This is a genomic window from Shewanella sp. 492, from assembly GCF_059338445.1.
This window is the reverse complement of sequence record NZ_CM181702.1, coordinates 3,075,071-3,097,955: the sequence shown is the minus strand read 5'-3', so window position 1 is coordinate 3,097,955 and position 22,885 is coordinate 3,075,071. Positions and strand designations below refer to the sequence as shown.

At 45.4% G+C, this 22,885-nt stretch carries 20 protein-coding genes; 13 read left to right on the top strand and 7 right to left on the bottom strand.

Features of this window, described 5'->3' with window-relative positions; all coding sequences use genetic code 11:
* Positions 1-225: 225 nt before the first annotated feature.
* From AC5YBX_RS13665 to AC5YBX_RS13655, 3 genes are read left to right on the top strand one after another with little or no spacing between them, the layout of a single operon-like run.
* Positions 226-2,085 (top strand): hypothetical protein, encoded by a 1,860-nt coding sequence (locus tag AC5YBX_RS13665; protein ID WP_494523852.1) that lies wholly within the window; start codon positions 226-228, stop codon positions 2,083-2,085.
* 28 nt (positions 2,086-2,113) lie between these two features.
* A complete protein-coding gene (locus tag AC5YBX_RS13660; protein ID WP_494523851.1) occupies positions 2,114-4,414 on the top strand; it encodes a WD40 repeat domain-containing protein in 2,301 nt (766 codons plus the stop codon).
* Positions 4,395-5,264 (top strand): toll/interleukin-1 receptor domain-containing protein, encoded by an 870-nt coding sequence (locus AC5YBX_RS13655; protein WP_494523850.1) that lies wholly within the window; start codon positions 4,395-4,397, stop codon positions 5,262-5,264. The genes AC5YBX_RS13660 and AC5YBX_RS13655 overlap by 20 nt, the downstream gene beginning before the upstream one ends.
* 130 nt (positions 5,265-5,394) lie before the next feature.
* Here AC5YBX_RS13655 and AC5YBX_RS13650 read toward each other — a convergent pair whose 3' ends face one another.
* Positions 5,395-6,216, bottom strand: coding sequence for a DODA-type extradiol aromatic ring-opening family dioxygenase (locus tag AC5YBX_RS13650; protein ID WP_494524827.1), 822 nt, complete (start codon positions 6,214-6,216; stop codon positions 5,395-5,397).
* Positions 6,217-6,381: 165 nt separating this feature from the next.
* Positions 6,382-6,834 carry a DoxX family protein gene (locus tag AC5YBX_RS13645; protein ID WP_494521053.1) on the bottom strand — a complete coding sequence of 151 codons (453 nt, stop codon included), beginning with the start codon at positions 6,832-6,834 and terminating at the stop codon, positions 6,382-6,384.
* Positions 6,835-6,981: 147 nt separating this feature from the next.
* Between AC5YBX_RS13645 and AC5YBX_RS13640 the strand changes: the two genes are divergently transcribed.
* The 3 genes from AC5YBX_RS13640 (at position 6,982) to AC5YBX_RS13630 (ending at position 9,405) form a co-directional block, all read left to right on the top strand.
* Positions 6,982-7,914 carry a LysR family transcriptional regulator gene (locus AC5YBX_RS13640; protein WP_494521054.1) on the top strand — a complete coding sequence of 311 codons (933 nt, stop codon included), beginning with the start codon at positions 6,982-6,984 and terminating at the stop codon, positions 7,912-7,914.
* A 190-nt stretch (positions 7,915-8,104) separates the two neighbouring features.
* A complete protein-coding gene (locus AC5YBX_RS13635; protein WP_494523849.1) occupies positions 8,105-8,590 on the top strand; it encodes a VOC family protein in 486 nt (161 codons plus the stop codon).
* 365 nt (positions 8,591-8,955) lie between these two features.
* Positions 8,956-9,405 (top strand): hypothetical protein, encoded by a 450-nt coding sequence (locus AC5YBX_RS13630; protein WP_494523848.1) that lies wholly within the window; start codon positions 8,956-8,958, stop codon positions 9,403-9,405.
* A 348-nt stretch (positions 9,406-9,753) separates the two neighbouring features.
* Here the strand turns inward: AC5YBX_RS13630 and AC5YBX_RS13625 are convergent, their stop codons facing one another.
* Positions 9,754-10,209 (bottom strand): dCMP deaminase family protein, encoded by a 456-nt coding sequence (locus AC5YBX_RS13625; RefSeq protein ID WP_475514686.1) that lies wholly within the window; start codon positions 10,207-10,209, stop codon positions 9,754-9,756.
* A gap of 299 nt (positions 10,210-10,508) precedes the next feature.
* Here AC5YBX_RS13625 and AC5YBX_RS13620 point away from each other — a divergent pair, with 299 nt between their 5' ends.
* Positions 10,509-10,880: a TM2 domain-containing protein gene (locus tag AC5YBX_RS13620; RefSeq protein WP_494521057.1), complete on the top strand. Its 372-nt coding sequence runs from the start codon at positions 10,509-10,511 to the stop codon at positions 10,878-10,880.
* On the opposite strand, the gene AC5YBX_RS13615 is transcribed toward AC5YBX_RS13620, so the two are convergent.
* The 3 genes from AC5YBX_RS13615 to AC5YBX_RS13605 all read right to left on the bottom strand — a co-directional run bounded on the left by AC5YBX_RS13615 (position 10,877) and on the right by AC5YBX_RS13605 (position 13,341).
* Entirely contained in the window at positions 10,877-11,902 is a 1,026-nt protein-coding gene (locus tag AC5YBX_RS13615) for a substrate-binding domain-containing protein (protein WP_494521058.1), read from the bottom strand. The genes AC5YBX_RS13620 and AC5YBX_RS13615 overlap by 4 nt on opposite strands.
* A 370-nt stretch (positions 11,903-12,272) precedes the next feature.
* Positions 12,273-12,527: a DUF3297 family protein gene (locus tag AC5YBX_RS13610; RefSeq protein WP_494521059.1), complete on the bottom strand. Its 255-nt coding sequence runs from the start codon at positions 12,525-12,527 to the stop codon at positions 12,273-12,275.
* 151 nt (positions 12,528-12,678) lie between these two features.
* The gene (locus AC5YBX_RS13605; protein WP_494521060.1) at positions 12,679-13,341 is read right to left on the bottom strand and encodes a glutathione S-transferase; all 663 of its coding nucleotides are present in this window, start codon (positions 13,339-13,341) and stop codon (positions 12,679-12,681) included.
* A 127-nt stretch (positions 13,342-13,468) separates the two neighbouring features.
* Here AC5YBX_RS13605 and AC5YBX_RS13600 point away from each other — a divergent pair, with 127 nt between their 5' ends.
* The 3 genes from AC5YBX_RS13600 to AC5YBX_RS13590 all read left to right on the top strand — a co-directional run bounded on the left by AC5YBX_RS13600 (position 13,469) and on the right by AC5YBX_RS13590 (position 17,861).
* Positions 13,469-15,763, top strand: coding sequence for a peptidase U32 family protein (locus AC5YBX_RS13600; protein WP_494523847.1), 2,295 nt, complete (start codon positions 13,469-13,471; stop codon positions 15,761-15,763).
* 80 nt (positions 15,764-15,843) lie between these two features.
* Positions 15,844-16,233: a ribosome recycling factor family protein gene (locus AC5YBX_RS13595; protein ID WP_494521062.1), complete on the top strand. Its 390-nt coding sequence runs from the start codon at positions 15,844-15,846 to the stop codon at positions 16,231-16,233.
* A 200-nt stretch (positions 16,234-16,433) separates the two neighbouring features.
* A complete protein-coding gene (locus AC5YBX_RS13590; protein WP_494521063.1) occupies positions 16,434-17,861 on the top strand; it encodes an amidohydrolase family protein in 1,428 nt (475 codons plus the stop codon).
* A 242-nt stretch (positions 17,862-18,103) separates the two neighbouring features.
* Here the strand turns inward: AC5YBX_RS13590 and AC5YBX_RS13585 are convergent, their stop codons facing one another.
* Entirely contained in the window at positions 18,104-19,732 is a 1,629-nt protein-coding gene (locus AC5YBX_RS13585) for a methyl-accepting chemotaxis protein (protein WP_494523846.1), read from the bottom strand.
* Positions 19,733-20,123: 391 nt separating this feature from the next.
* On the opposite strand from AC5YBX_RS13585, the gene gloA reads away from it, so the two are divergent.
* From gloA to AC5YBX_RS13570, 3 genes are all read left to right on the top strand, one after another.
* A complete protein-coding gene (gene gloA / locus AC5YBX_RS13580; RefSeq protein WP_494521065.1) occupies positions 20,124-20,504 on the top strand; it encodes a lactoylglutathione lyase in 381 nt (126 codons plus the stop codon).
* A 132-nt stretch (positions 20,505-20,636) separates the two neighbouring features.
* Complete coding sequence (locus tag AC5YBX_RS13575) at positions 20,637-21,734, top strand: alkene reductase (protein WP_494521066.1); 1,098 nt, start codon at positions 20,637-20,639, stop codon at positions 21,732-21,734.
* A gap of 214 nt (positions 21,735-21,948) precedes the next feature.
* The gene (locus tag AC5YBX_RS13570; RefSeq protein ID WP_494521067.1) at positions 21,949-22,821 is read left to right on the top strand and encodes a DMT family transporter; all 873 of its coding nucleotides are present in this window, start codon (positions 21,949-21,951) and stop codon (positions 22,819-22,821) included.
* The last annotated feature ends 64 nt before the right edge of the window (positions 22,822-22,885 follow it).

Below are 22,885 nucleotides of genomic sequence, written 5' to 3'. Positions count from 1 at the left end.
GGTGACTCCATCTTTTGAGAGAGTATACAAGTTGCAATATGGTCCCGGGTATTTGACATCGTCTGGTACATCCTCAAAATATGATCGATATAAGGGAGGGTTACACTCTCAAGTCACACTTTTCTGATCTGGCCGATTCTGTTTGTTAAAATATGGTTTCACTTTTCTCTAGCTCTGGTTAGTATATTAACACTGCGTTTTTAATGGATTAAGTGGATTTAATGGATGTCCCTTCACGATGAAGTATTAGAAAATTGTCTACCGTTTATTATTGGTGTTACTGGACATAGAGACATACCTAATTCAACCAATTCAGAACAACAATCACCTTATAAAGATGATATTCGCCAAGCGCTGCTGTATTGGCGTGAGGTGGTTGGCCCAAATACTCCCATTTGGCTAATGACTGGTTTGGCTGCTGGCGCTGATCTACTCGCCGCTGAAGTGGCGCTAGAGATGCAGCAATCGGCTGAGCTTGGTGCGTTTAAAGTTATTGGCTGTTTACCCATGCCCTTAACTAACTATCAAGCAGACTTTAAAGGGCTTAGTTATGCCCCTGACGCCCTTGAGCAACTGAATACCGTTATTGCAGCGCTTGAGTTAAGCAATAATGAACTCATTGAAGTGCGCCATAATTTGAACAAAGATGATTATGAAGCAGCCATTGTTGACCGCTCCTATGGTGCGTTACGCAACAGCTTATATCTTAATCAAGGCCTTTTTATCTCCAAATACAGTAATGTATTACTGTCGTTATGGGACGGTAAACCCTCACTGGGTGCTGGCGGTACTGCTGATGTGGTGATGTACAAACTTGGGGCCGAAGTGGCATGGCCTGAAGGAACTGAAAATCCAGCTTTGCAACCCACTTCTGACTTTGATGGTCAAACCTCAGGTTTAGTACATCACATTTGTGTTTCTCGGTTGACACAAAATGAATCGACTAATGTCGATCCTGCATTTGAGTTTATTGAGCATAGCCAAGGTAATACTGGCGTACCGGTTGGTAACTTGTATTCAAGCTTGCGTAAAAGCGAGCAAAGTGACAGTTACTTAAAAGACTTCTTATCTAAGGAGTTTGTTAAGTTAGTAGCTGAATTGACTGTGCATAACACTAAGGCTCGTCAACACAGTGCAGAACAAGCAATTGACGAAGGTATGGGTCTAAAAGCCACGGCTCCAATCTTTAAAAGTGCCGATGCACTTGCATTAGCATCTCAAGCTGAATATCGAAAATTCGTATTAATGTTTTTTTTACTGGCTATACCTGGGTATGGCTTATATGAAATTGCTGGAAACTGGGTTAACTCTGAAATCGGTTTGGGCATATTTGCATTGATTTTTTTGGTGATTTTAAGCTGTTGGTGGGTCATCAAACAAACGGCCAGAAAAGACATGAAATGGAATTATCAACTTGCTCGAGGCGTAGCTGAGGCAATGCGTATTCGTGGTTTTTTGAATATGGCCGATATTGCCCCTTCATCTACAACGCTTATTCCGCGTCGTTTTAGATTACATCTACCTTTGCTCAACCATGCAATTAGTGTCGCAGAGCTGGACTGGTGGAGCCATCAAGCTCCATTTCAGCGACAAGATATCGAACAAAAGTGGTTGCGAGATCAACTTGGCTTTTTAAGTTCAAGACTCCAATTAAGCGCGAGCTCATTTAAAGAGCTTATTTATAAACGTCCTAGGTATGCCGCCAGTATGGCAAACCGATATGCTCGACGTTTTTTTTATAGCTCTATTGGCATTGGTATTGTACTGCTGGTGTTGATGTCGCTGCAGCTAACAATGAAATTAACGATATTCACTCAAGTTAACGAATGGCTGATGTTGATACTTCAATACAGCTTAATGATGGCGGGTTTGATTATGTTGTGGAGCGAGCTCGCAGGTTATGAGATGACCGCAAAAGGCTATGAAAGCCTTGAGGACTTATACCGCCGAGCGTTGGTATTACTAAAAGGCCAGTTAACGCCGTCAAAAAAACAAATGTTATTAGATCTAGCGAGAGAGGCAATGTTTGAACATGTCTCTTGGACAAGTTCAGAGATGAATAATGATTTAAAGCAAAAACAATAAATATCTGAAGTCGTAGGAAATAGAGACAATGAGTTCACCAATATTAGTGCGTTACCCCACTAAAACATTAGCAGAAGTCGAAAAAACACGATCCAAGTTAGCGGTAAGTAACGACTACCAAGTTGAGTGGCACAATAGCCATGAATTTGATTTGATATGTGAAGACGAAGATATCCATCTGACCATTGATATACATCAAGACAAGGTGACAGCTGTTATTCCGCTGCAGCATAAAACTAATAGCGGCCACTTTATTACAGTAAGCCTAGATCACACGGTGCAGGTGTTTAAATTCTATGGTGAGCATGTTGCTAGTCTTGATGAGCATGACGATGTGATTATCGGTGTGTTTGAGCTTGCAGATGGCAATATAGCTACTGCAAGTAAAGATGGTAGCTTACGTTTTTGGAATCCGAGATCGGGCGCCTGCTATTCAACGATTGAAGCGAAAATTGACAATCTTGACTCAATACAATTCTTCGTTAACCAAAAGCAGTTAGCTATCAGTGAGCCAGAAGGTATCAGCATTTTCCGTTTTTCTGGTGATCAAGTTGTACAGTTAAAAGGGCAAAAAAAGCCGTTAAAGTCCCTCTGCCAGCTAAGTAGTGGTAATTGGTTAACTTGGAGTGACGGTGAAAAACCAACACTTTGGTCGGACTCAGGGCAAAGTTTAAAGCGATTTAATTTTAACTTCTCATTTGAAAATGGTTTCATCGAGAAAGTGGCAGAACAGCAATTGCTGATTAAAAACGCTAATGAGCAAGTCTCATTATGGAAAAACGATGGCACACTAATTGATTCGCATGTTAACTCCGCTGAAGTCTCTGACTTATTTGCCGCTTTATCAAAAGCATTAACCCAGGTTGAACAGCATATTGAAAATCAGCCAACAATTAACCATTACCCCCACTTAAGAAACTTTATCGGTAGCAATGAAAGCAAAAGCGTTTTAGTGCCTGCTCGGGAACTGGAGTCGCAAAAGCTGAATTTTGACAATGATGCCAAACAAAAAGAGATATGGGACTTTTTTAATCGTCCTATCCCTCGGGAACTGACCACCGCGATGAAGAGAGAGGTGAAAGCGGCTCGTTCGGCAGAAAAAGTGCTTAAACAAAAAATTGAGACAGCACAAGAAGCGCAGGAAGTTCACAAGAAAAAGCGTGGCTTTAATAAGATTATTAGCTTGGTGATGCTGTTTTTAACCTTAGTTATTGCCGGTGTTGGTGCCGTTTTATGCACAGGGGAAAATGCACCAGACTTGTTTAATCAGTTGGCGGGCGATTATATTTCAGGGTTTAGACCTCTTAAGCTCGATGTCGTTATGATCATTTGTGCTGGGGCAGCAGGTTTGCCGTTGTTATTGTGTTTGATCTTCTTTATCAAAAACCGAAGTCAAAAAACATTGCAGCTTTTGGAAACCGGAAACTTAACGCTACTTAATGCACTTTTACCCGAGTATTGTCAGCTAATTGATAAGGTAAAAGCCCATCGTGCTCAACTATGGAAGAGTGTACCGCTAAGAAAGAATCGTAATCTCTATAGTGGTGAATCTGTTAATGCGACCATACAAAGTGTTATTGAAAATGAGATCGAAAAACAAGCCCTTCATAGCTGTGGTCTAGAAAAAGAGGATGTTATTTACTCAAATCACGAAGCCATTGTATTAAGTGATTGGGCATTGATTCAGTCTGATGAAAGGCGTGCTCCAGCATTAACTAAGCTACATGGTGAAAATGAATTTAGTTTCTGGGGAGATAAAAATGGATCATTGGTGTTTGCCGTTCAATATATCCAATTTATTTTCTTAACCGCAGACAAAATTGATCTATTTACCGGTTTTTATGACTTTATTAACAAAGAATTAAGCGGTAAATCGTCAAAAAGTTTCTTCTACAAAGATGTGACCACAGTTAATAAGGACGATGTGGAGCGTCAAACTGGCATTGGTAAAAAGACGATTTCGGCAATAGACGTTAATCTCGTTGTGAGTAGCGGCGATAAGATTCGGTTAACTATTCTTACTCAAGAAAGTTTACGAAGCATTGTCGAGGCAGCTAAAGATAACGAAGAGAAAGAGAGAGTCAGCAACCATTCTATCTTGAAGGCACTGGAAGCAAGAAAGAAAAGCATACTTGAAGACACCGACATGGATGATGAGGAACGTGAAGAAGAGTTAGATGATATTGAAACTCAAATTAAATCCATGAATAAAGATAATGCGGCTCTAGACAGCGAGATCTCAACTAATAAAGCTGAAGAGGCAATTAAGAATATTCGTCATCAACTCAAGCTGCATAAGCAGGAACGCAATGAAGAACTTGTTTCTTAGTTACAGCTCAAAAGATCGTGCGCTTGCCTTGTCACTCAAGGCAAGTTTAGAAAGTTGTGGTCATCAGGTATGGTTTGATCAGGAAAAAATTGCGGGCGGCGAACATTATGCAGCCCGCATTCCTAAAGGCTTGAATGACGCAGAACTGTTTTTGGTACTGTGTACAAAAAACTCTATGGGTGATGCGCGAGTTAATTACACTGGCTCGAGTGAAGTGATAAAAGAAATTGAGCTGGCTTTGCAGTTTGGTTGTCGGGTGTTGCCATTAAAGGCTGACGATACGCCAAATACGGCATTTGATAGCGCTTATCAATATCACATGTCGACATTACAGTGGATAGATATTTGTGCAGCGGTAGCACAGAATGATTTCACCGCTGTCATCGCTCAAATATTGGCTGATAGCAATACAATGCCCCGCGAGTCACTTGATGCGCAATACCTTAAACAAGCGACTGGAGCGTTAAAAACAGCCAATCCAGAGGCTGCGTTAGCCATCTTAGAGCATCACCATTTTCAAGCCGATTCGAGAGACGAAGCAAAGTATTTACTCTTGATGGCTAGGTTACAAATGAGGACCTTCAAGCGGTTGTCTAAAAGCCAAGCCGATACCTTTGTTACTAGTTTTACTCACTTGCTTTATACCGATATGGCGTCGGCAGCGGCCTATAGTCTGGGGGCGCTTTCTCGGCATTATTATCAAGAGAATTATATTGCGGATGCAACGCCTGGGTTTAATCAGTTGAAAGCGATTGGTCAAAGTAAAGGTCGAGTGAAAGCTAAGTATAAAAAGACAGTGGAGCCGATTTTACCTGCGGGTAATCGTTTCTCTCTGGATTGGGACTTCTAGTCTGATAGTGTATATGTGCTTTAGAGGTTAAAAAGCGAACCTTTGGGTTCGCTTTTTTGTGGGTAGCTGGAAAACGTGTCGTTTCTGCATTCAGCTTTCATTGATGAGCAAAACCTCTGCTTAACAATCGCTAGCTTGGTGAACTATCTGTTTGGCTGTGCCACACAAACGAGCTGGATCGCTTGTTAAAAATGGTGATGTTTTGATGCTCATCACTGGGGCGGCCTGCTAGGCCGTAGCATACGTGAAGTGGCAGTAAGTGCTCTTCGCGGGGATGACAATAACGGGCATTCGGGGCGCTAAGCCAATCTACCATTGCTTGGGTTCGCGCGGCTTCGGTGAGCAGCTTGTCACTCAAAGTGCTCTGCAGCCAGTGTTCAAATTGGTGGTTTTTAATCTGGCGCTCCTCAGTGTTTGGCGCGAAAAACTCCCCCATATTATGAAATGAAAACCCGGAACCGATCACCAGTAAATTGTCGTGGTCAAGAGCCTGCAATGCTTTGCCTATGTTCAAATGCTGCTTGGCATCAAGCGTATTAACCAGTGACAGTTGAATAACGGGAATATCTGCCTCGGGATACATCAGCATTAATGGCACAAACATGCCGTGATCATAGCCGCGCTGATAATCTAAGTTCGCGTTAATATCGGTATCTTGTAATGCCTGTTGCACTTTTTGTGCAAGTATCGGCTCACCGGGGCTTGGGTATTGCAGCTGATAGCTAGCTGGTGGAAAACCTGCATAATCGTAGATCATTTTTGGCTTAGGGCCGGCGGTGATTGTCGCCACCGACTCTTCCCAATGGGCGCTGATCAGCAAAATGGCGCTGGGGCGTGCTAGCTTGCTAGCCAAGGATTTTAGATAAGCCGCCAAATCGGCATGATTAGGGTCATTAAGCAGCGGCATCGGGCCGCCACCATGGGAAATAAAAGCGATGTTTAGGTTGTGCATCTTCTCTCCAAGCTCATGCTGGTAGATCGCCGCGGGTTTGCCCTTGATTAACATGCTTACTTAACCTCAGCGATAGTATTAGCCATCACATCAGCCATCGCATGAACTATTACATTAGGCGCGCTATAAACTGTGACAGGCATTTTTATTTTAGGTGCGCAATCTCTACTGGCGATTGAGTTTGTTAGCGATAAGCTTATCAAGGCTTAGCGAACCAGCACCTTGTACGACTATAGCAAGGAGTGCGACCAAGAGTGTTAGTGCATATTCATAGCCGTTGTTTGCCATAAATAGGCCATTGCCAATATGCACAGTAAATATCGCAACCAGCATAGTGAAGGCGGCAATCGCTGCCGCAGGGCGAGTCACTAGGCCTAATACCAAGGCTAAGCCACCAAAAAACTCAGCGCTGCCAGCTAGTAACGCCATTAAATAACCCGGCGTCATTCCCATGCTCGCCATCCATTGCCCCGTGCCTTCTAAGCCGTAACCACCAAACCACGCAAATAGTTTTTGTGCGCCGTGAGCAGCTAGAATTAGGCCAATGGGTGCTCTGAGTATTAAGCCTGCAAGCCCAGCATTTGTTTCAAATAGTTTGTTCAATAGTGATGTGTTCATGGTTATGACCTTTATTAAATTGAATTGATTCGGTTCCCGTCTTGGGATGAACACACTTTACTATCAACGTAATGCGAGAGTAAGATGGCTATCGTGGAGTGATTATCAACGTATTGTTTGTAATTGGCCAAAACATGGGAATGAGTAATGGATAGAATTGATGCCATGCGCGCCTTTGTCTCAGTGGTGACAGAAGGCAGTTTCAGCAATGCTGCGACCGTAATGCAGTTATCACCGCAATTGGTGAGCAAATACGTGTCCAAATTAGAAGAGCGCCTCGATGTTAGGCTGCTGCATCGCACCACACGAAAAGTGAGCCTGACTGAAGCGGGCACACATTACTTTCAGCATGCGCAGCAGATCCTATTGAGTATCGATGAGATGGACTCCCAATTAGGCGGCCTACAACAAAGCCCTAAAGGCACTTTGCGGATGAGTGCACCTGTATCATTTGCGATAAAACACCTAAGTCAGTTACTCACCGAGTTCCAGTTACAGTACCCTCAGGTTAATATCGATCTGCAGCTTAATGATCGTAAAGTGGATATTGTTGATGAAGGTTTCGATATTGCGCTGCGCATTGGACGGCTTAAAAGCTCATCACTTATTGCCAAGCAAGTCGCTCCCATCCGGTTAATGTTGTGCGCAGCGCCTGCATACTTACAAAAGCAGGGCATACCGCGTCAACCTGAAGATCTAAAACAGCACCGCTACTTGCATTACAGCTACATGGAAATGGAGGGTAAAGATCAGCTCTCCCAGTGCCTCAGGGTAAAAAACAGTGAATCGAGCGGTCAATTTCACAGTAACAATGGTGATGTGTTGGTGGGTGCTGCTATTGCTGGCGCGGGTATCGTGCTACAACCTAGCTTTATCACAAGCGAGGCCATTAGTCGTGGCAAACTGGTTGAGGTATTGCCTGAGTTTGCGCCAGAACCCTTAGGTTTATATGCGGTTTATGCCAATAGAAAACTGCTACCGCATAAGGTGAGGTGTTTTATTGATTTTATCGATGGCTACTATGGCTCACTACCTTATTGGGACCAAGCCATTATCACCAAGCAGGCACAGACGTCATAGGGCGCGCGCGCAAAACCGCATATAGATAACATAGATGCTGACGATTATCTAACTGTTGCTATCTTGGAATTGTGATAACGAAAAATACTTGTCATTATGATAATTGATAATTTTACGTAATCATCTTTGCTCCATATACTGCACTCATCGAAACAAATCATTCATCAATCATCAGAGTGTGGGCAATATTATGAAAATGAATCATGTAGGTATTATGGTCGGCGACATGGACAAAGCGGTTGAGTTTTACACTAAAGCGCTAGGTCTAAAAATCGTTATGAACAACACCAAAGTGGTCGAAGAGCGCGAAACCGCTATCGGCAGAATGTGTATTGCCGTATTTGGTGAAGGTTTCAAAGGCTTTAAAATCGCACATTTAGTGACATCCGATGGCATCGGCGTTGAACTGTTTGAGATGAAAGATCGCGCCGAGCGTCACGAAGTCGACTTCTCGCGCCTGGGGATCTTCCACTTCTGTCTGCAAACCGATGACTTTGAAGGTGCTATCGCGCGCACTGAAGAGTATGGCGGTAAAGTGCGTATGGACATCATGCGCTATCACCCAGAAGATGACAGCAAGCCAGCGAAGATGGTGTATCTACAAGACCCGTTTGGTAACCTGTTTGAGCTTTATTCGCATACGTATCAAGAAACTTACGCTTCCGACTACGAGTAATTCATGGCTACTTAACCTCAGCAATACGGCATCAGCCGCTACTTTTCACTACTCATTGACAGCAGTCAATTCCGCGGCGAAAAGCAGCGGCATCTTTGTCTTACTATCGGCAGTAACGCCATGACGCTGCTAGGGGTCTTGTCAGCGACGCAATTATGTTGGTTTGGCTAGTTATCTAAAGCATTAAGAAAGCGACCTTTTGGTCGCTTTCTTGTTGGGTGCTGTTAATTGCTCGGGGTTGCATCTGGGATGGTTAGCTAGCAAAATCTACACTTATCGCCAGTGTGACCCAAGGCTAACCGCCTCTGGAAAAGCAAAATTAGCGCTAACAGCAAAGGCAAAAAGGTAAAAGGGCAAATATAAATATGCAGCAAGGATTTCCCATTACGGTAGCGGCCGACGGCCAATTTTCCAGTTCGCTTAATCCCTTGTTGACTCAGCTGGAGATGTGGCTCAATTTTCAGGCGTTAAAAACGGATTGGTACAGTAATGAAGATTTCATCTTGTCTTTCGATTTTACCTTGGTGAGATCGTTAGCAGAGAAAGCAGGGCATTTGATGAGCGCACAGGCGGACACACAGGTGAAGAATGAAAAGGGTGAAGAAAGCCCTGCGGCCGATCTTGAAAAGCGTTGGAGAGTCGAATCGGGTTATGCCTACCTGTATGACAGCAGCAAGTTAACGACCACGGCTTTTATCGCTGTTGATGATTTGCTTGAGGACGGCGTTGGTATCGAGCAGGGGATAAAGGCGAGACTAGTTGCAGTGGCTAATGCGGTGGGACTCAAGCATGACCTCATAGCTTTGTCTGAGTAATGGCTACTTAACCTCGATAATGCTGCCTTAAACCTCGTTTTATGCAGCACTTTTCGTAAAGAGTTTGATACCAGTCAACTCCTGCTTAGAGCCTTAGACTGGCCTTGTCATCGGCAATAACGCCATTATTTACGTCAAATTACCACTAATTTTTTCTCATTAAAAATAATGGCTTGTATCAATATCTAAATGCTGGCGGTTAAACCTTACTGTGATAAGACTTAGCTAAGAGACTTTAGTTGTGCGGGGGCAATGGTGGCGCGGGTAATAGATAAAGCGGAAAGTGAACCAGTGTAAACACGCTATCGATTTACGCTGCCTCACATCGTATTTGTCTTACTCTTACTTTCACATAGCCGTCTGGTTTGCTGAATCTACCTGCATCCAATCGACGGTGACGCCGGCTTGCTCAAACATATCTTGGCTGACTTTAATTTTGTCGCCCCAGCGCGACAGAAAGTCTTCGCTGGGCTGTGGGCTATGCACGGCGCGCAGTCCGGTTTGGATGATTTTGGCGGCGCAGTTAGGGCAGGGGAAGTGGGTCACCCAGATCTCGCAGCTACTTAAATCGCGCTTGGCGTGGAGAATGGCGTTCTCTTCGGCGTGCAGGGTTTTAAGCAGTTTCATCTCGCGGTTGTCGGTTTCGGCGCTATCAGATATGCCGTGGGGGTAGCCGTTAAAACCTAATGAGACGATGCGATTGTTTTCGGTGATCACTGCGCCCACTTGGGTGGAGGGATCTTTACTCCAAGATGCTACGAGCTCGGCCATCTGTAAAAAACGTATCGCCCATTTTGTCATCATTTTGTCGGAGCTCCTATGGTGTATGGCTGAGTTGGTCTAGGCGCTATTTTCTATGGAGAACAATGATAAAGCAACCTTCAATTAGCGCCGTGATGACGTGTCTCGCTTCCTCCCTGTCCTCACTTCATGCTTGTGCCTTTTTTACGCGGCTTTATTTAAATTTTGTGAACTGCACACCTATATTTCAGCGAACACTTGTACGCATAATGTGTGGCTCAGTATTTGGTCAACGTTATGGTTAAAGTTTTTGAGCCGTGTTTTGACCATCGTTTTACTTGCGTATGACAATGGAGTTTGCAATGCCCAACAATCACGCCCCTTTTTCGTCGTATATCGACGTGCAATGTTCGCAGTGCAGGCAGAAGATAGGTCTCAATGTGGCAATCTGCCCGCAATGTCATGCTGGCCAAGGGTTGGAAGCACTTGCTGGCATCGACCCGAACGTACAAATCAAAAACCAAACCCTCACCATTTGGTTCGGCTTGTTGTTTGGTGTGTTCGGCTTACACCAGTTCTATTTAGGGCATTACGTAAGAGGCAGTTTGTACTTAGTCTTTTGCTGGACGTTAGTGCCGATGATTGTTGGCTGGGTTGATGCGATGAGAACCCTGACCATGAGTTCGTTTAAGTTTAACCAACGTTATGGCTGCCGTTCGGCCTTGTATCGCTAATTCCCAACGGGTTCCGGTGCGGCAATCTTGGCACAGGAGTCATGGTTATCTGGGGTGCAAAACTTGATCGGAGTGTGGATTACTTCGTCATATTGTTGTTTGGTCACAATTTTATGCAGGGTCAATATCGCTTCTCGTCCCATTTCATAGGGATTTTGGCCAATATTTATATGTGCCAAATGCTCTTGTAACATGGTTAATTGGCGGGGCGCTGCGTCAGTCATAATAACGACCACCTCCTTGTTATCAATTTTATCTTTGAAGGGAGTGATCATGCTGCGATAAAGGTCGACATTATTTTGCGGCCAGCCTCCAACAGCAATAAAGGAATCGGCCTTTATGGGCCTACCTTTCATGACTGACTCCATCTGTTTCACGGCCTGTGTTAACTTGTCAAAATTTAAAAAAGGCTCGCGCGCTTCGGTCCATCCACGCTCGTTTTTCAGTTGCAACCCGGGAGCGGTACCATATTTTTTGCCTGATAACGCGGAGCGAATACCCATAATTCTCTGGTTCAAATTGGGCGAGTCTGGCCGTCCGGTTTGAATAACCAATGTTCCACCCTCGGGGCGAAGCTTTTTCAACCCTTCTCCTAACGCCTTACCAAGTTCAACATTGTCGGTTCCGATGTAAGCTAAACGCAAGCTTTGGTAGTTGTTTTGGGGGGAGATATCAACATCAGAGTCATAGGTGATAACAGGGATGCCGGCCTCTTTGGCTTTTTGTAAGCTATTTTCGGCGAGAAATTTAGATTGCGTCACCGATACGGCAATACCATCAATGCCCTCATCGATCAGTTGCTCTATGATTCGATTTTGTACTCTTACGCTGGCGATTTCAGGCCCACGATATATGCATTCAACGCCTTCTATTTGAGCGGCGGCGTCTTTACAGCCATGGCCACTTCGATCAAAAAAAGCGCTGTAAAATTTGGGGACAACAGCAAACCTTAAGGCTTTTGCGCTCACACAAAAGCTGGGTAATAGGGTTAACGCAATAAATAGGACAACGGCTCTTGCCACATTTGCTCCTAGCAATGATGAGATGGTTGGCTTAATGCGGATGTTGATTTTTGAGGATCAATGTAACAAAGCTGTTAGCTTAAAGATATGGGGCAAAATAGATATTGATGATTTATTTAGCAGTTTACAGTAAAGGATTGATATTGAGTAACTTGTGTCGATTCACGCCTGCTATTTAAGGTGGGGCGTTGGCTGTTAGGATGCGAATTAAACTGTGCAATTAAGCCGTGCTTAAGCAGAGGTAATAGCCTTGTGCGGCACACTCATTCAGACAGGATCAGTGAGTGGGTTGATGGGGGACAAGCGCATTGTTATACAATGAAAAAAGCCAGCGGTTAATCGCTGGCTTTTATGTTGGAGCGTAATCGTATTAACGATAAAAGGCTTCAACTGTGCCTTTTACGGTCAACAACAGTGGTTGGCCGCGACGGTCTAAGGATTTTGACGGGATTTTTACCCACCCTTCGCTGATACAATACTCTTCTACATCGAAACGTTCTTTACCGTTAACACGAATGCCGATGTCGTGTTCGAAGATCTCTGCCACATGGTGTGGGCTACGAGGATTAACTGAAAGGCGATCCGGTAAGGCGGGTTGTGCTGCTGGTGTATTAGTGTCGTTCATGGTCGCTGTCTGTAATGGATAAAACGTGCGCTATTGTAGGCAATACTGGCTCTTTGCTCAAGAAATTAACCTAGCGACATAGGGTTAAATGTGCAATCCGTGACGTCATAGTGATAGGGCTGAGTGTTAAGGGCGCGCCAATGTATTTTGCCTAGGGGTTGAGCCGCACATCACCGCGATTAGTTAGCCACAACTCATGCTTGGTCATCACCTTGCTGAACATTTTGCTTTGTAGATAATCAGTCAACCATTGGCGAACGTGTGGGTAGGGCGACTGCAGATACCATTGGCGCTCGACGCGGGCAAATTGGCGAATAAACGGCAGCAAGGCGATGTCGGCTAGGCTTTCTCTGTCGGCCATCAGGTATTGATGCTGAGTTAATAGTTGCTCTAACTGACTGATGTAGCCTTCACAGGCTTCGCGGCACGCGATGATATTGGTTTCGCTGTAACGCTTAGCACATTTGTAGTTCTCTAGGCAGCGCTTAAACTCGGTATCAAAGCGATAGATTAAAGTTTGCATGTCAGCGAGCATCTCATCATCCCCTGTGAACAGCAGATCGTCTGGGTCATTCATGCTCAGTGCCCACAACATCACCTCAAGGCTTTCTTCTATCACAGTGCCATTTGGGGTGATTAACACTGGCACTGTGCCCTTAGGCGATGCCGCTAACATTTCAGCGGGTTTATCACTTAATATGAGATCCCGCAGCAATACCGGCAGCTGGGATTTATAAATCGCAATTCTCGCCCGCATGGCGAAGGGGCAATTTCTTAGCGAATAGATAATAGGTAAGCTACTATTTTTATTCATTTTAAACGCTATCTCTTAATCACTTATTTACGGATTTGCTAATACTTGATCTACTTTAACCATATTCATCGGCAAAATATACGCGTACCATTCCCCCTTTTAACGTTAACTGAGACTCGCTAAAGTGATGAAACCCAAGATTGAATTATTAGCCCCAGGTGGTGATGTGCAGGCCATAAAAGCGGCCATTATTGCCGGTGCTGATGCTGTGTATTGCGGCCTAGATACCTTTAACGCCCGTAATCGCGCCGCTAATATTTCATTCGATCAACTTGTGGGGATCATCAGACTTGCCCATCAATACGATTGCCAAATTTTCTTAACCCTCAATATTGTTATCTTAGAGCAAGAATTTAAAACCTTATTTAACTTATTGAATAAGTTAGTCAACACCACCTTAGATGGGGTGATAGTGCAAGACATGGGCTTGCTTTATGTGTTGCGTCACTACTTTCCAAGCCTTGATATCCATGCATCGACTCAGCTAACCACCCACAATGCGGGGCAAATTCCGTTTTTAAAAAAACTCGGTGTCAGCCGGGTGAACTTATCGCGCGAGCTCAATTTACGCGAGATAACGGCGCTCGCCAAAGTCGGCCAAGAGCATGACACCTTATTAGAGGTGTTTGTGCATGGGTCATTATGTGTGGCGTTTTCGGGGTTATGCTATTCAACCTCGGCCAGTGCGGGTAACTCGGGTAACCGTGGCCGTTGCAGCCAAGCGTGCCGTGAAGAGTATGAAACTACCGAGTCGGGTCATAACTTCCCACTGAATATCAAAGATAATTCGGCGTTTTTTGACTTACCGGCACTGATTGAAGCGGGTGTGTACTCCTTTAAAGTGGAAGGGCGCATTAAAGGCGCTAGCTATGTGCATACGGTGATCGATAGTTTTCGCAAGCAGATTGACGGCTATGTGGCAACCGGCGAGCTGACTCAAGATGGCGAGCGCTTATATAAGGTGTTTAACCGCGACTTTACCAATGCGTTTTTACGGGGCGATTTAAACCAGTCGATGTTTATTGATAACCCCCGCGATAACTCTAACAATCACTTAGTGGATAAACTCAAAGCCGAAAAAGGCGAGTCGATCTCTGTGGTACAAATTCACTCGGCTCAGCAGCAGTTGCAAGTGGATAAACAGCAGATCACCAGCTCTGTTGATGACAAAATTGCGCATTTGAGTATCGAAAAAATCAAGCTCAGCTTACGCTTTACCAGTGAGCTAGATGAGCCGCTGCGCTTAACCGTGGTGACTGAGCAAAGTGATAGCCTGTTGCCCGGGCAAACTGCTAAAACCGCAAGTCAAACTTTCACTTCTAGCAGTGTAATGACACCCAGCGAGGAGTTAAGCGTTGATAGGCAAGCGATTGAAAAGCGTTTCAAAAGCATTAATAACGCTAACTATGAACTCGTCGAGCTTGACACTCAGCAGCTAACCGATGGCTTAAGCATTCCGTTTCGTGAGATAACCACGTTAAAAAATGAGCTACTTAGCTACTTAAATGCAGGGGTTGCGGTGATTGCACATGTGCAGCCGCCTAAACTTGAGCACCACCCTAAAGCCGATGGACCGCTTGGGCTGTCGATGCTTATCTGTGATGAAGCCGATGTGGCGTTGGCCGATGTGATCGATGGCGATATCTATTTTAAGCTGCCAGATGCTTACAAGCGTGGCTGCACCAAGTATGTCGACTTCTTGCTGCAAAACCCACGGCTTATTCCTTGGTTTCCGCCCGTGTTAATCGGCAAAGATTTTGATGTGGCGCTGAATATTTTGCAACAAGTGAAGCCTAAGCTGATTGTCACCAACAATACAGGTATTGCGTATCATGCCGAGCAGTTGGGGATTCAATGGATTGCGGGGCCATTTTTAAATACCACCAACTCTTACGCCTTGCTGGCACTTAAGCAAGGGGCAGCCTGCAGCGGCGCCTTTATTTCTAACGAGATAAACCGGCAGCAAATTAAGCAGATAGCCAGACCGAAAGACTTTAAGCTGCTTTACAGCATTTATCATCCCATTTTGTTGATGGCTAGCCGTCAGTGTTTTTTCCAGCAGAGTGTGGGGTGTGAAAAGCCACGTATCGATAACGGTTGTATGTTGTCGTGCGATAAATCGACCAGTATTAAAAACCTCAAAGGTGACTCTTTTGCCATCGACAAGCAAAAAGCAGGTTACCCAAGCATTTATAACCAAGATCAGTTTTTAAATACCGACATCATTAACGACCTTAGTGATAAGTTTGATGGCTTTATGATTGATTTGACCAATATTGGCGCAGGCGACAGAGTCTCTCCTGACAAGGTTGAGCTCATTAAACAGTTTCAAGCCCTGCTGGATGGCCAAAGTGAAGCCAGCGCTAAGCTGTCGCGCTTAGTGCCTGAGTCAACACTCCTGCAATACCAAAACGGGTTGTAAATTGAAGGGGGCGTAATCTGATGTTGCACTTTAACCGCTCGCGTCAACTGTGCCTTTACTTGATTAACAGGTAAGCCGTCATGGATAAGCAGATCAGCATACCGCTTCCGGCGCTCATCCATCGGATTGGCAGGGAAGCGGCCAACAAGGCGCAAGCGGTTGCTAAGCCATATGGTTGCGAGCTAAAGCGTGTGCGCCGCTCCAGACATTGGCAGTTGCGTGGCGATGCCATTGATATTCAATCGCTGGCATCGCAATTACAGGTATCTGAGTGTGCTGAGTTATCTTACCTGGTGCAAAAAATTACCACAGCCTTACAGCAACACGCTGACAAGCTAGAACCTTTACAGGTTAAGCTTACTCGCCTCATTAAGGGCAACCCTAGCATCACCTTGAATGAGCTGATGCATCTCACCCAATGTTCTCTTACTGAAGCCAGGCGGGCGCGCTTTGACGCCGACGTTTGGTAGCTTGAACCTTATCTCTCCCAGCAGGTATTTTCCCTGCAGATAACGGCCCCCCTTTTTTGCGTGCCCAGCCGCTTGCTCATCGTTATGGGCGGCAATACCGTGAAAAACAAGGTTCTTCATCTTCATCCTGGCAGGATAAATAATGGAGGATAATCTGCGAGTGCTGTGTTAGCCTGACACCAAAAAAATGGAGTCAACAGATGCAAAAAACGCTTATAGTTTCATCACTTATGTTACTGAGTGCCTGCAGCACGCCCGCCGCAAAGCAAGCCGATATCGTTATCGATAATGCTAATATCATTGATGTGAAAACCGGTCTGGTTGACGCATCACAGTCGCTGGCGATTCGTGATGGCCTTATTATTGAGCGCAGCAGCGCACCCCTTAATAACCGCTATAGCGCGGCGCAATATATCGATGCTAAAAACCAATACCTGATGCCCGGACTGTGGGACATGCATGTTCATTTTGGGGGTGGCGAAGCGTTGATTGAAGAAAATAAGCAGCTGTTACCTCTGTATTTGGCTTACGGGGTAACCACAGTGCGAGACGCCGCTGCAGACTTAAGTGAGTCGGTGTTAGCTTGGCGTGCACAGGTTAATGCCAGAGAGCTCGTTGGCCCCACCATTTATACCTCTGGCCCTAAACTTGAGGGTAAAGATTCGATTTGGCCCGGCGATCTGGAAGTGGAAACCACGGCTGAGATGAATGCCGCCATTGATCAACTTGATGCCATGGACATTGATTTTATTAAGATCACCGACAGCGCACTCACCCCAGAGCTTTATTTACAGGCGGTGAAAGAGGTGAAAAAGCGCGGTTATCAAATCTCTGGGCATATTCCCTTTTCGCTATCGGTGACCGATGTGTCGTACGCAGGTTTAGATGCCATCGAGCATATGACCTATCTGTTAAAGGCGGCGGCCAAAAATGAAGCTGAGATCTCGGCGAAAGTCGCCTCTGGCGAGCTAACTTATAGCAAGGCACTGCCCATAGCGACGCAAAATTTCGACCAACAAACCGCGTTAAGCAAATATGCGGTGCTGGCCAGCAACGATACGGCTGTGGTGCCGACATTAGTCGGCAACCAAATTACCACTTATATTGATGAAGATAATCATCAAGATGATGAGTTTTTAAATTATATCGGTAAGGGGCTAAAGCAAACGTATCAGTGGCGGGTGGAGCGAGCCAATAAGGACAATGCAGCGCAAATTGAGCAGCGTAAAGCGCGTTACATCAAAACGGGGCAGCTATTACCGCTAGTGCAGCAGGCGGGCGTCTCGATTATTGCGGGTACCGATGCAGGTTTTTTAAACTCCTATATCTACCCGGGTTTATCGCTACATCAAGAGCTGGCTATCTATAATGATTTTGGACTGACGCCGCTGCAAACCTTACAATCGGCTACCCTTGCTGGGCCGAAATTTTTAGGCAAAAGCGAGCAGTTTGGTGAGTTAACTCACGGCAAGGTCGCCGATATTATTTTCTTGACCGATAACCCGTTAACCGATATCCGCAACACCCTGAAAATCGAAGGGGTGATTTCGCACAATCAGTTTTATAATCAACAAGATCTTGAGCAATTAAAAGCCAATGCCAAGCAGTTTGTGCAATCGCAACTGTAAATCGTGGTAAGGGGATTCGGCTTAGTGCGCCCTGAGTATCAGAAAAGGGCTATTGCCCTTTTCTTGATACGCTGTTTTAAGCTGATGAGCTTAACGGCACTTTGATTAAATGAGCGGCACTTCTTCAATGACAGTGCCGTTAATGACCCTTAATGAGAGCGCCGTTGATTAAATACTGCGGTGCAACAACAGTGGTGGGGATGTCATTCCCACCACCATCATCAACGAGCGACTCTTGCTAACTACAGGGTTTTGAACTGGCGAACATTGTGCTCCAATGTTTTTGCCAGATCTTCAAGCTGCTGACTTGCTAGCGTGATTTTGCTGGCTTGCTCCTCAGCCAGTAACGCTGAGTGGGTTATCTGGCTAAAGTTACGGTTGATTTCAGAGGCAACCACAGATTGCTCTTCTGCCGCCGTGGCGATTTGGGTGTTCATGTCGCTGATTTGGGTGACCGAAAGATTAATCGCCGTCAGTGATTCACCAGCTGACTTTGCTTGCTCGACGCTTACCTCTGCCTGTTGTGTGCCTTGATTCATCACCTCTACCGCATTCATCGAGTTGCCTTGCATCTTTTCAATGACCGCTTGAATTTGGCCGGTCGACTCTTGAGTGCGGCGAGCAAGATTGCGCACTTCATCGGCCACCACGGCAAAACCACGCCCCTGCTCACCTGCTCTGGCGGCTTCAATGGCTGCGTTTAATGCCAATAAGTTGGTTTGCTCGGCAATGCCTTGAATCACTTCTAACACAGTCTCAATCTGGCGGCTGTCTTGCGACAGATTATTGATCACCTCGGCGGCCTCACTGACTTTATCGGCAAGGGCATTGATGCTTGACTGGGTTTTACTGACTTCGTTTTGTCCGGCGGTAAATTCGTTCATGGCCGTTTGCGCTAGGCTGGCGGCATCACTGGTGTGGCTGGCGACTTCTGATACCGTCGATGACATCTGATTGATGGCGGTTGCGCCTTGTTCGGTAGCTGTTTTTTGGTTAACGATCAACTCTTCGTTATATTTTGCTGTGAGCAATAATTCGTTAGAGGCACTGAGCAGCTCATTAGCCGCTGCTATCGAATTTTTGGTGAAACCCGACATATGGTCGGTTAAGTCTTGTAACGCACTTAAAATACTATTGGGGGTATGAAACTTAACCTGAGTGGTTAAATCACCTGATGCAATCTCTTTGATAACCAAAGCGGCATATTCGGGCTCGCCACCCATCAGTCGTTTTAAGCGGTTAACGGTACTGACCGCCACAATAGAGCCGATGATGATAGCCATCGCTGTCACGACTAACATGATCCATTGGAAGCTATTAGTTTGTTCACGCGCTGTGGCAACCTGTTGTTGTATCGCGATTTCTTGATAATCAATCAAGTTGTTGATCCGTTTAAGCCATTCGGTGTATGCCGGTGAAACTGTAGTAATTAAGTAATCGGTGGCGTCGGCTTTACGCCCATCGCGCATCATGGTCAATAAGTTATCAGTTAAGGAGAGGGTCGAGCGCTCAATCTCTTTAATCAAGCGCATTAACTTTTGCTCTTCAGCACTGTGGGGCACTGCTGCGTACATGGCATCGAGTACGGTGGCGGATTGCTGATAGAAGCTATTTAAGCGGCCAATGTCATTTTTATGTTCGTTTGACTTAGCCTCGTTCTTGGCGAGCACCACATCTCGAATCGAAATGGCCCTGTCGTGCACGCTGCCACGAAAGTTAATGGCATGGCGCTGTTCTACTGCCGTTTGATCGGACAGTTGGGTGAGGTTTTTATCGGCGATACTGATCTTGAATAAACCAAAAAGGGTGATGCCCAGCATGATCAACAAGAGTAGCGCGAAGCCAGAATACAGACGATTAATTACATTCACTAATTCATACCTTAATTGTTGGGACTTAATTTAGGGAAGGAGCACTTACATTTTTGCCAGCCAGACATTATACGCCAAATCGCAACTTTAGATCACAGCAATCAAACTAATTGGTTATTCCATACGCACCATATCTTTGCTAGGTAACAGGCGTTGCAGCAATCTTTGTTTGTAGGAGTATTGTGTTGATCTACTTGGAGCATGGTTATAGCTACCCAGACTGCCCGCGTTTATTGATAACAAATCGTGATGATTAATATAAATATTGATAATTATACGAACTTATTTTCTTGTCGTACTATATCGCTATTCAATGAGTCAGCCACATAGGCGCAGAGGCTTATGGCTTGGCTGACTATCAGATTGGTTATCACGTGAATAGGGTATAACGATGAAATTTTTACACACGATGATCAGGGTGAAAGACCTTGATAAATCAATTGAATTTTACACCAAGGTGCTCGGGATGAGCGTGCTGGAGAGAACCGACAATACCGAGTATCGCTATACCTTGGTTTTTGTGGGCTATCCAGATGAGCAGGGTACTAGCATCGAATTAACCCATAATTGGGACACTGACACCTATGAAATGGGCAATGCCTTTGGTCATTTAGCCTTAGGCGTTGCTGATATCTATGGGGCGTGTGACAAGATAAAAGCCTTGGGCGCTAAAGTCACGCGTGAACCTGGGCCGGTAAAAGGCGGCGAGACTCATATTGCGTTTATCACCGACCCTGATGGTTATCAAATTGAGCTAATTCAGCTCGGCTAAATTCAAAGCGACTCAATTCACATCGACTAAGTGCACTAAAGCCATTAATTAAGTGCACTAAAGCCATTAACTAGGTCGATAATGCGCACGGTATTGCCAAGCGCACTGGCTAGACTACAGAGGAACAGCAAGATGAAACAGGCATTATTTCAACCTTTGCAATTAGGTCGTTACACGTTAGCTAACCGAATTGTGATGCCGCCCATGACGCGTTCACGTGCGACCCAACCGGGTAATGAAGCTAATGAGATCATGGCCACTTACTATGCTCAGCGTGCTTCGGCAGGCTTAATTGTGGCCGAGGGCACCCAGATCTCAGCCATGGGCCAAGGTTATGCGTGGACCCCAGGTATCTACACTCAGGCGCAAATTGATGGCTGGAAGAAAACCACCACTGCAGTGCATGATAAAGGTGGAGTGATTTTTGCCCAGCTGTGGCATGTGGGCCGCGTCACCCATCCCGATAATATCGGCGGGGCTCAGCCCATCTCTTCATCAGCCATTAAGGCTGAAAACGTTAAAGTGTTTGTTGATAATGGTAAGGCAGAGCCAGGCTTTGTCGATGTGGTTGAGCCTCGGGCCATGACCAAAGATGACATTAAGCTGGTGATTGGCGAGTACCGTCAAGCAGCGCTCAATGCCATTGAAGCTGGGTTTGATGGTATTGAACTGCATGCGGCCAATGGCTACTTAATCAACCAGTTTATCGACTCTGGTGCCAACCATCGCACCGATGAATATGGTGGCAGTGTCGACAATCGTCTGCGCTTTTTAGCCGAAGTGGTCGAGGCGGTGGTCGATGCCATTGGCGCCGATCGCGTTGGGGTACGTTTAGCGCCGTTTACATCACTTAATGGCACGGTTGATGCGAACCCCGTTGAAACCTATACCGCGGCAGCAGCGTTGCTTAATCAATATAACATCGCCTATTTACACATTGCCGAGGTGGATTGGGACGATGCACCAGAAACGCCACAGTCATTTAAACAGGCGGTACGTGCAGCCTTTAAAGGAGTATTAATTTACGCTGGTAAGTATGATGTTGAAAAAGCTGAGCAAACCCTTAATGACGGTTTAGCCGATATGATAGGTTTTGGTCGCCCCTTTGTGGCCAACCCTGATCTACCTTATCGTATTAAGCACGGTTACCCATGGGCTGAGCACGATCCGGCGACCTTGTTTGGCGGGGCAGAAAAAGGCTTAATCGATTATCCTGAGTATGCTCATTAAAGTGTCATCAGCTACCTTGCACCCAGTATAAAGGTGGTGGGTTACCTGCGATGAAATAAATAGCAACCACAGCCATGTGGTTGCTATTTACGCAAATAAAGATGAACAAAGTTCAGATTAAAAAACTTGCCATATTATGGTGTTAGGTGTTTCATGTCGTCGCCCTTTCAGCCTTGCTATTGATGCTGAATCTTACTTTATATGAGTCCCCATTATGCGCGGAGTGTTGTATCTATTTATTGCTACCTTGTTAGCTGCTGTTGGTTGGGTTGCATCGAAAATGGTAGTGATTCATATGCCAGGAGAGCTGTTTATCGGCGCGCGATTCTTACTCGCCAGCCTGCTGCTATTACCCTTTTGCTATAAAAATTTAGTTAAATTGGACGCTAAGCGGTTGTTGTCCGCTGGCGGTGTCGGCATTTTTCTTGGGGTCTCACTGCAAGTTTGGGTTCACGCCGTTGCCATGAGCCAAAGTTTGTCGGAAGGGGCTTTTATCATGAGTTTGGCGATGATTATTGCGCCCATGGTCGCTTGGCTGTTGTTTCAAGTCAGGCCCAATCGTGCCTTTTGGCTGGCTTTGCCTGTGAGTATTTGTGGCATGATGTTACTGATACTCACCAAGGGCTGGCAGGTTGATCCGAGCCAGTGGTATTTTCTATTAGCCGCGGCCTTACTTTCGGTTCATTTTGTATTAAATAAAAATATCAGCCTTAATATCAAACCATTAGATTCGATTTGTATTCAACTGTTTGTCGTTGGGGTTGTTGGCTTGGTCTATGCGGCATTGACTAAGCCTGTCGCCTTTGAGTTAAATGCGCAGTTACTATTCTGGTTTATAATATCGACGGTGATAGCGACATCGGTACGCTACCTATTGCAAACCCTAGGGCAGTACAAGGTGACTATGGAAACGGCCGCACTGCTGATGATTTTAGAGCCGATTTGGACTATGTTGCTGAGTATTTTGATGTTAGATGAGCAGTTACAGCTACAGCAGTTTGCAGGTGGCAGCCTCATTTTTCTATCACTACTGTTATATATTAAGCTGTCTAGGTATTACGCGATGAAAGCCAGACCCGCCATATAGAAGCAAGTGATGCTGGGCGGTAAAACCTTCGTAAAAGAGCATCTGCTTCAAAATAGGGACAAGT

Bases quoted from the DNA above. Each gene is read 5' to 3' on its own strand.
- AC5YBX_RS13665 (WP_494523852.1), top strand. From the start codon at position 226: ATGTCCCTTCACGATGAAGTATTAGAAAATTGTCTACCGTTTATTATT.
- AC5YBX_RS13660 (WP_494523851.1), top strand. From the start codon at position 2,114: ATGAGTTCACCAATATTAGTGCGTTACCCCACTAAAACATTAGCAGAA.
- AC5YBX_RS13655 (WP_494523850.1), top strand. From the start codon at position 4,395: ATGAAGAACTTGTTTCTTAGTTACAGCTCAAAAGATCGTGCGCTTGCC.
- AC5YBX_RS13650 (WP_494524827.1), bottom strand. From the start codon at position 6,216: ATGCACAACCTAAACATCGCTTTTATTTCCCATGGTGGCGGCCCGATG.
- AC5YBX_RS13645 (WP_494521053.1), bottom strand. From the start codon at position 6,834: ATGAACACATCACTATTGAACAAACTATTTGAAACAAATGCTGGGCTT.
- AC5YBX_RS13640 (WP_494521054.1), top strand. From the start codon at position 6,982: ATGGATAGAATTGATGCCATGCGCGCCTTTGTCTCAGTGGTGACAGAA.
- AC5YBX_RS13635 (WP_494523849.1), top strand. From the start codon at position 8,105: ATGAAAATGAATCATGTAGGTATTATGGTCGGCGACATGGACAAAGCG.
- AC5YBX_RS13630 (WP_494523848.1), top strand. From the start codon at position 8,956: ATGCAGCAAGGATTTCCCATTACGGTAGCGGCCGACGGCCAATTTTCC.
- AC5YBX_RS13625 (WP_475514686.1), bottom strand. From the start codon at position 10,209: ATGATGACAAAATGGGCGATACGTTTTTTACAGATGGCCGAGCTCGTA.
- AC5YBX_RS13620 (WP_494521057.1), top strand. From the start codon at position 10,509: ATGCCCAACAATCACGCCCCTTTTTCGTCGTATATCGACGTGCAATGT.
- AC5YBX_RS13610 (WP_494521059.1), bottom strand. From the start codon at position 12,527: ATGAACGACACTAATACACCAGCAGCACAACCCGCCTTACCGGATCGC.
- AC5YBX_RS13605 (WP_494521060.1), bottom strand. From the start codon at position 13,341: ATGAATAAAAATAGTAGCTTACCTATTATCTATTCGCTAAGAAATTGC.
- AC5YBX_RS13600 (WP_494523847.1), top strand. From the start codon at position 13,469: ATGAAACCCAAGATTGAATTATTAGCCCCAGGTGGTGATGTGCAGGCC.
- AC5YBX_RS13595 (WP_494521062.1), top strand. From the start codon at position 15,844: ATGGATAAGCAGATCAGCATACCGCTTCCGGCGCTCATCCATCGGATT.
- AC5YBX_RS13590 (WP_494521063.1), top strand. From the start codon at position 16,434: ATGCAAAAAACGCTTATAGTTTCATCACTTATGTTACTGAGTGCCTGC.
- gloA (WP_494521065.1), top strand. From the start codon at position 20,124: ATGAAATTTTTACACACGATGATCAGGGTGAAAGACCTTGATAAATCA.
- AC5YBX_RS13575 (WP_494521066.1), top strand. From the start codon at position 20,637: ATGAAACAGGCATTATTTCAACCTTTGCAATTAGGTCGTTACACGTTA.
- AC5YBX_RS13570 (WP_494521067.1), top strand. From the start codon at position 21,949: ATGCGCGGAGTGTTGTATCTATTTATTGCTACCTTGTTAGCTGCTGTT.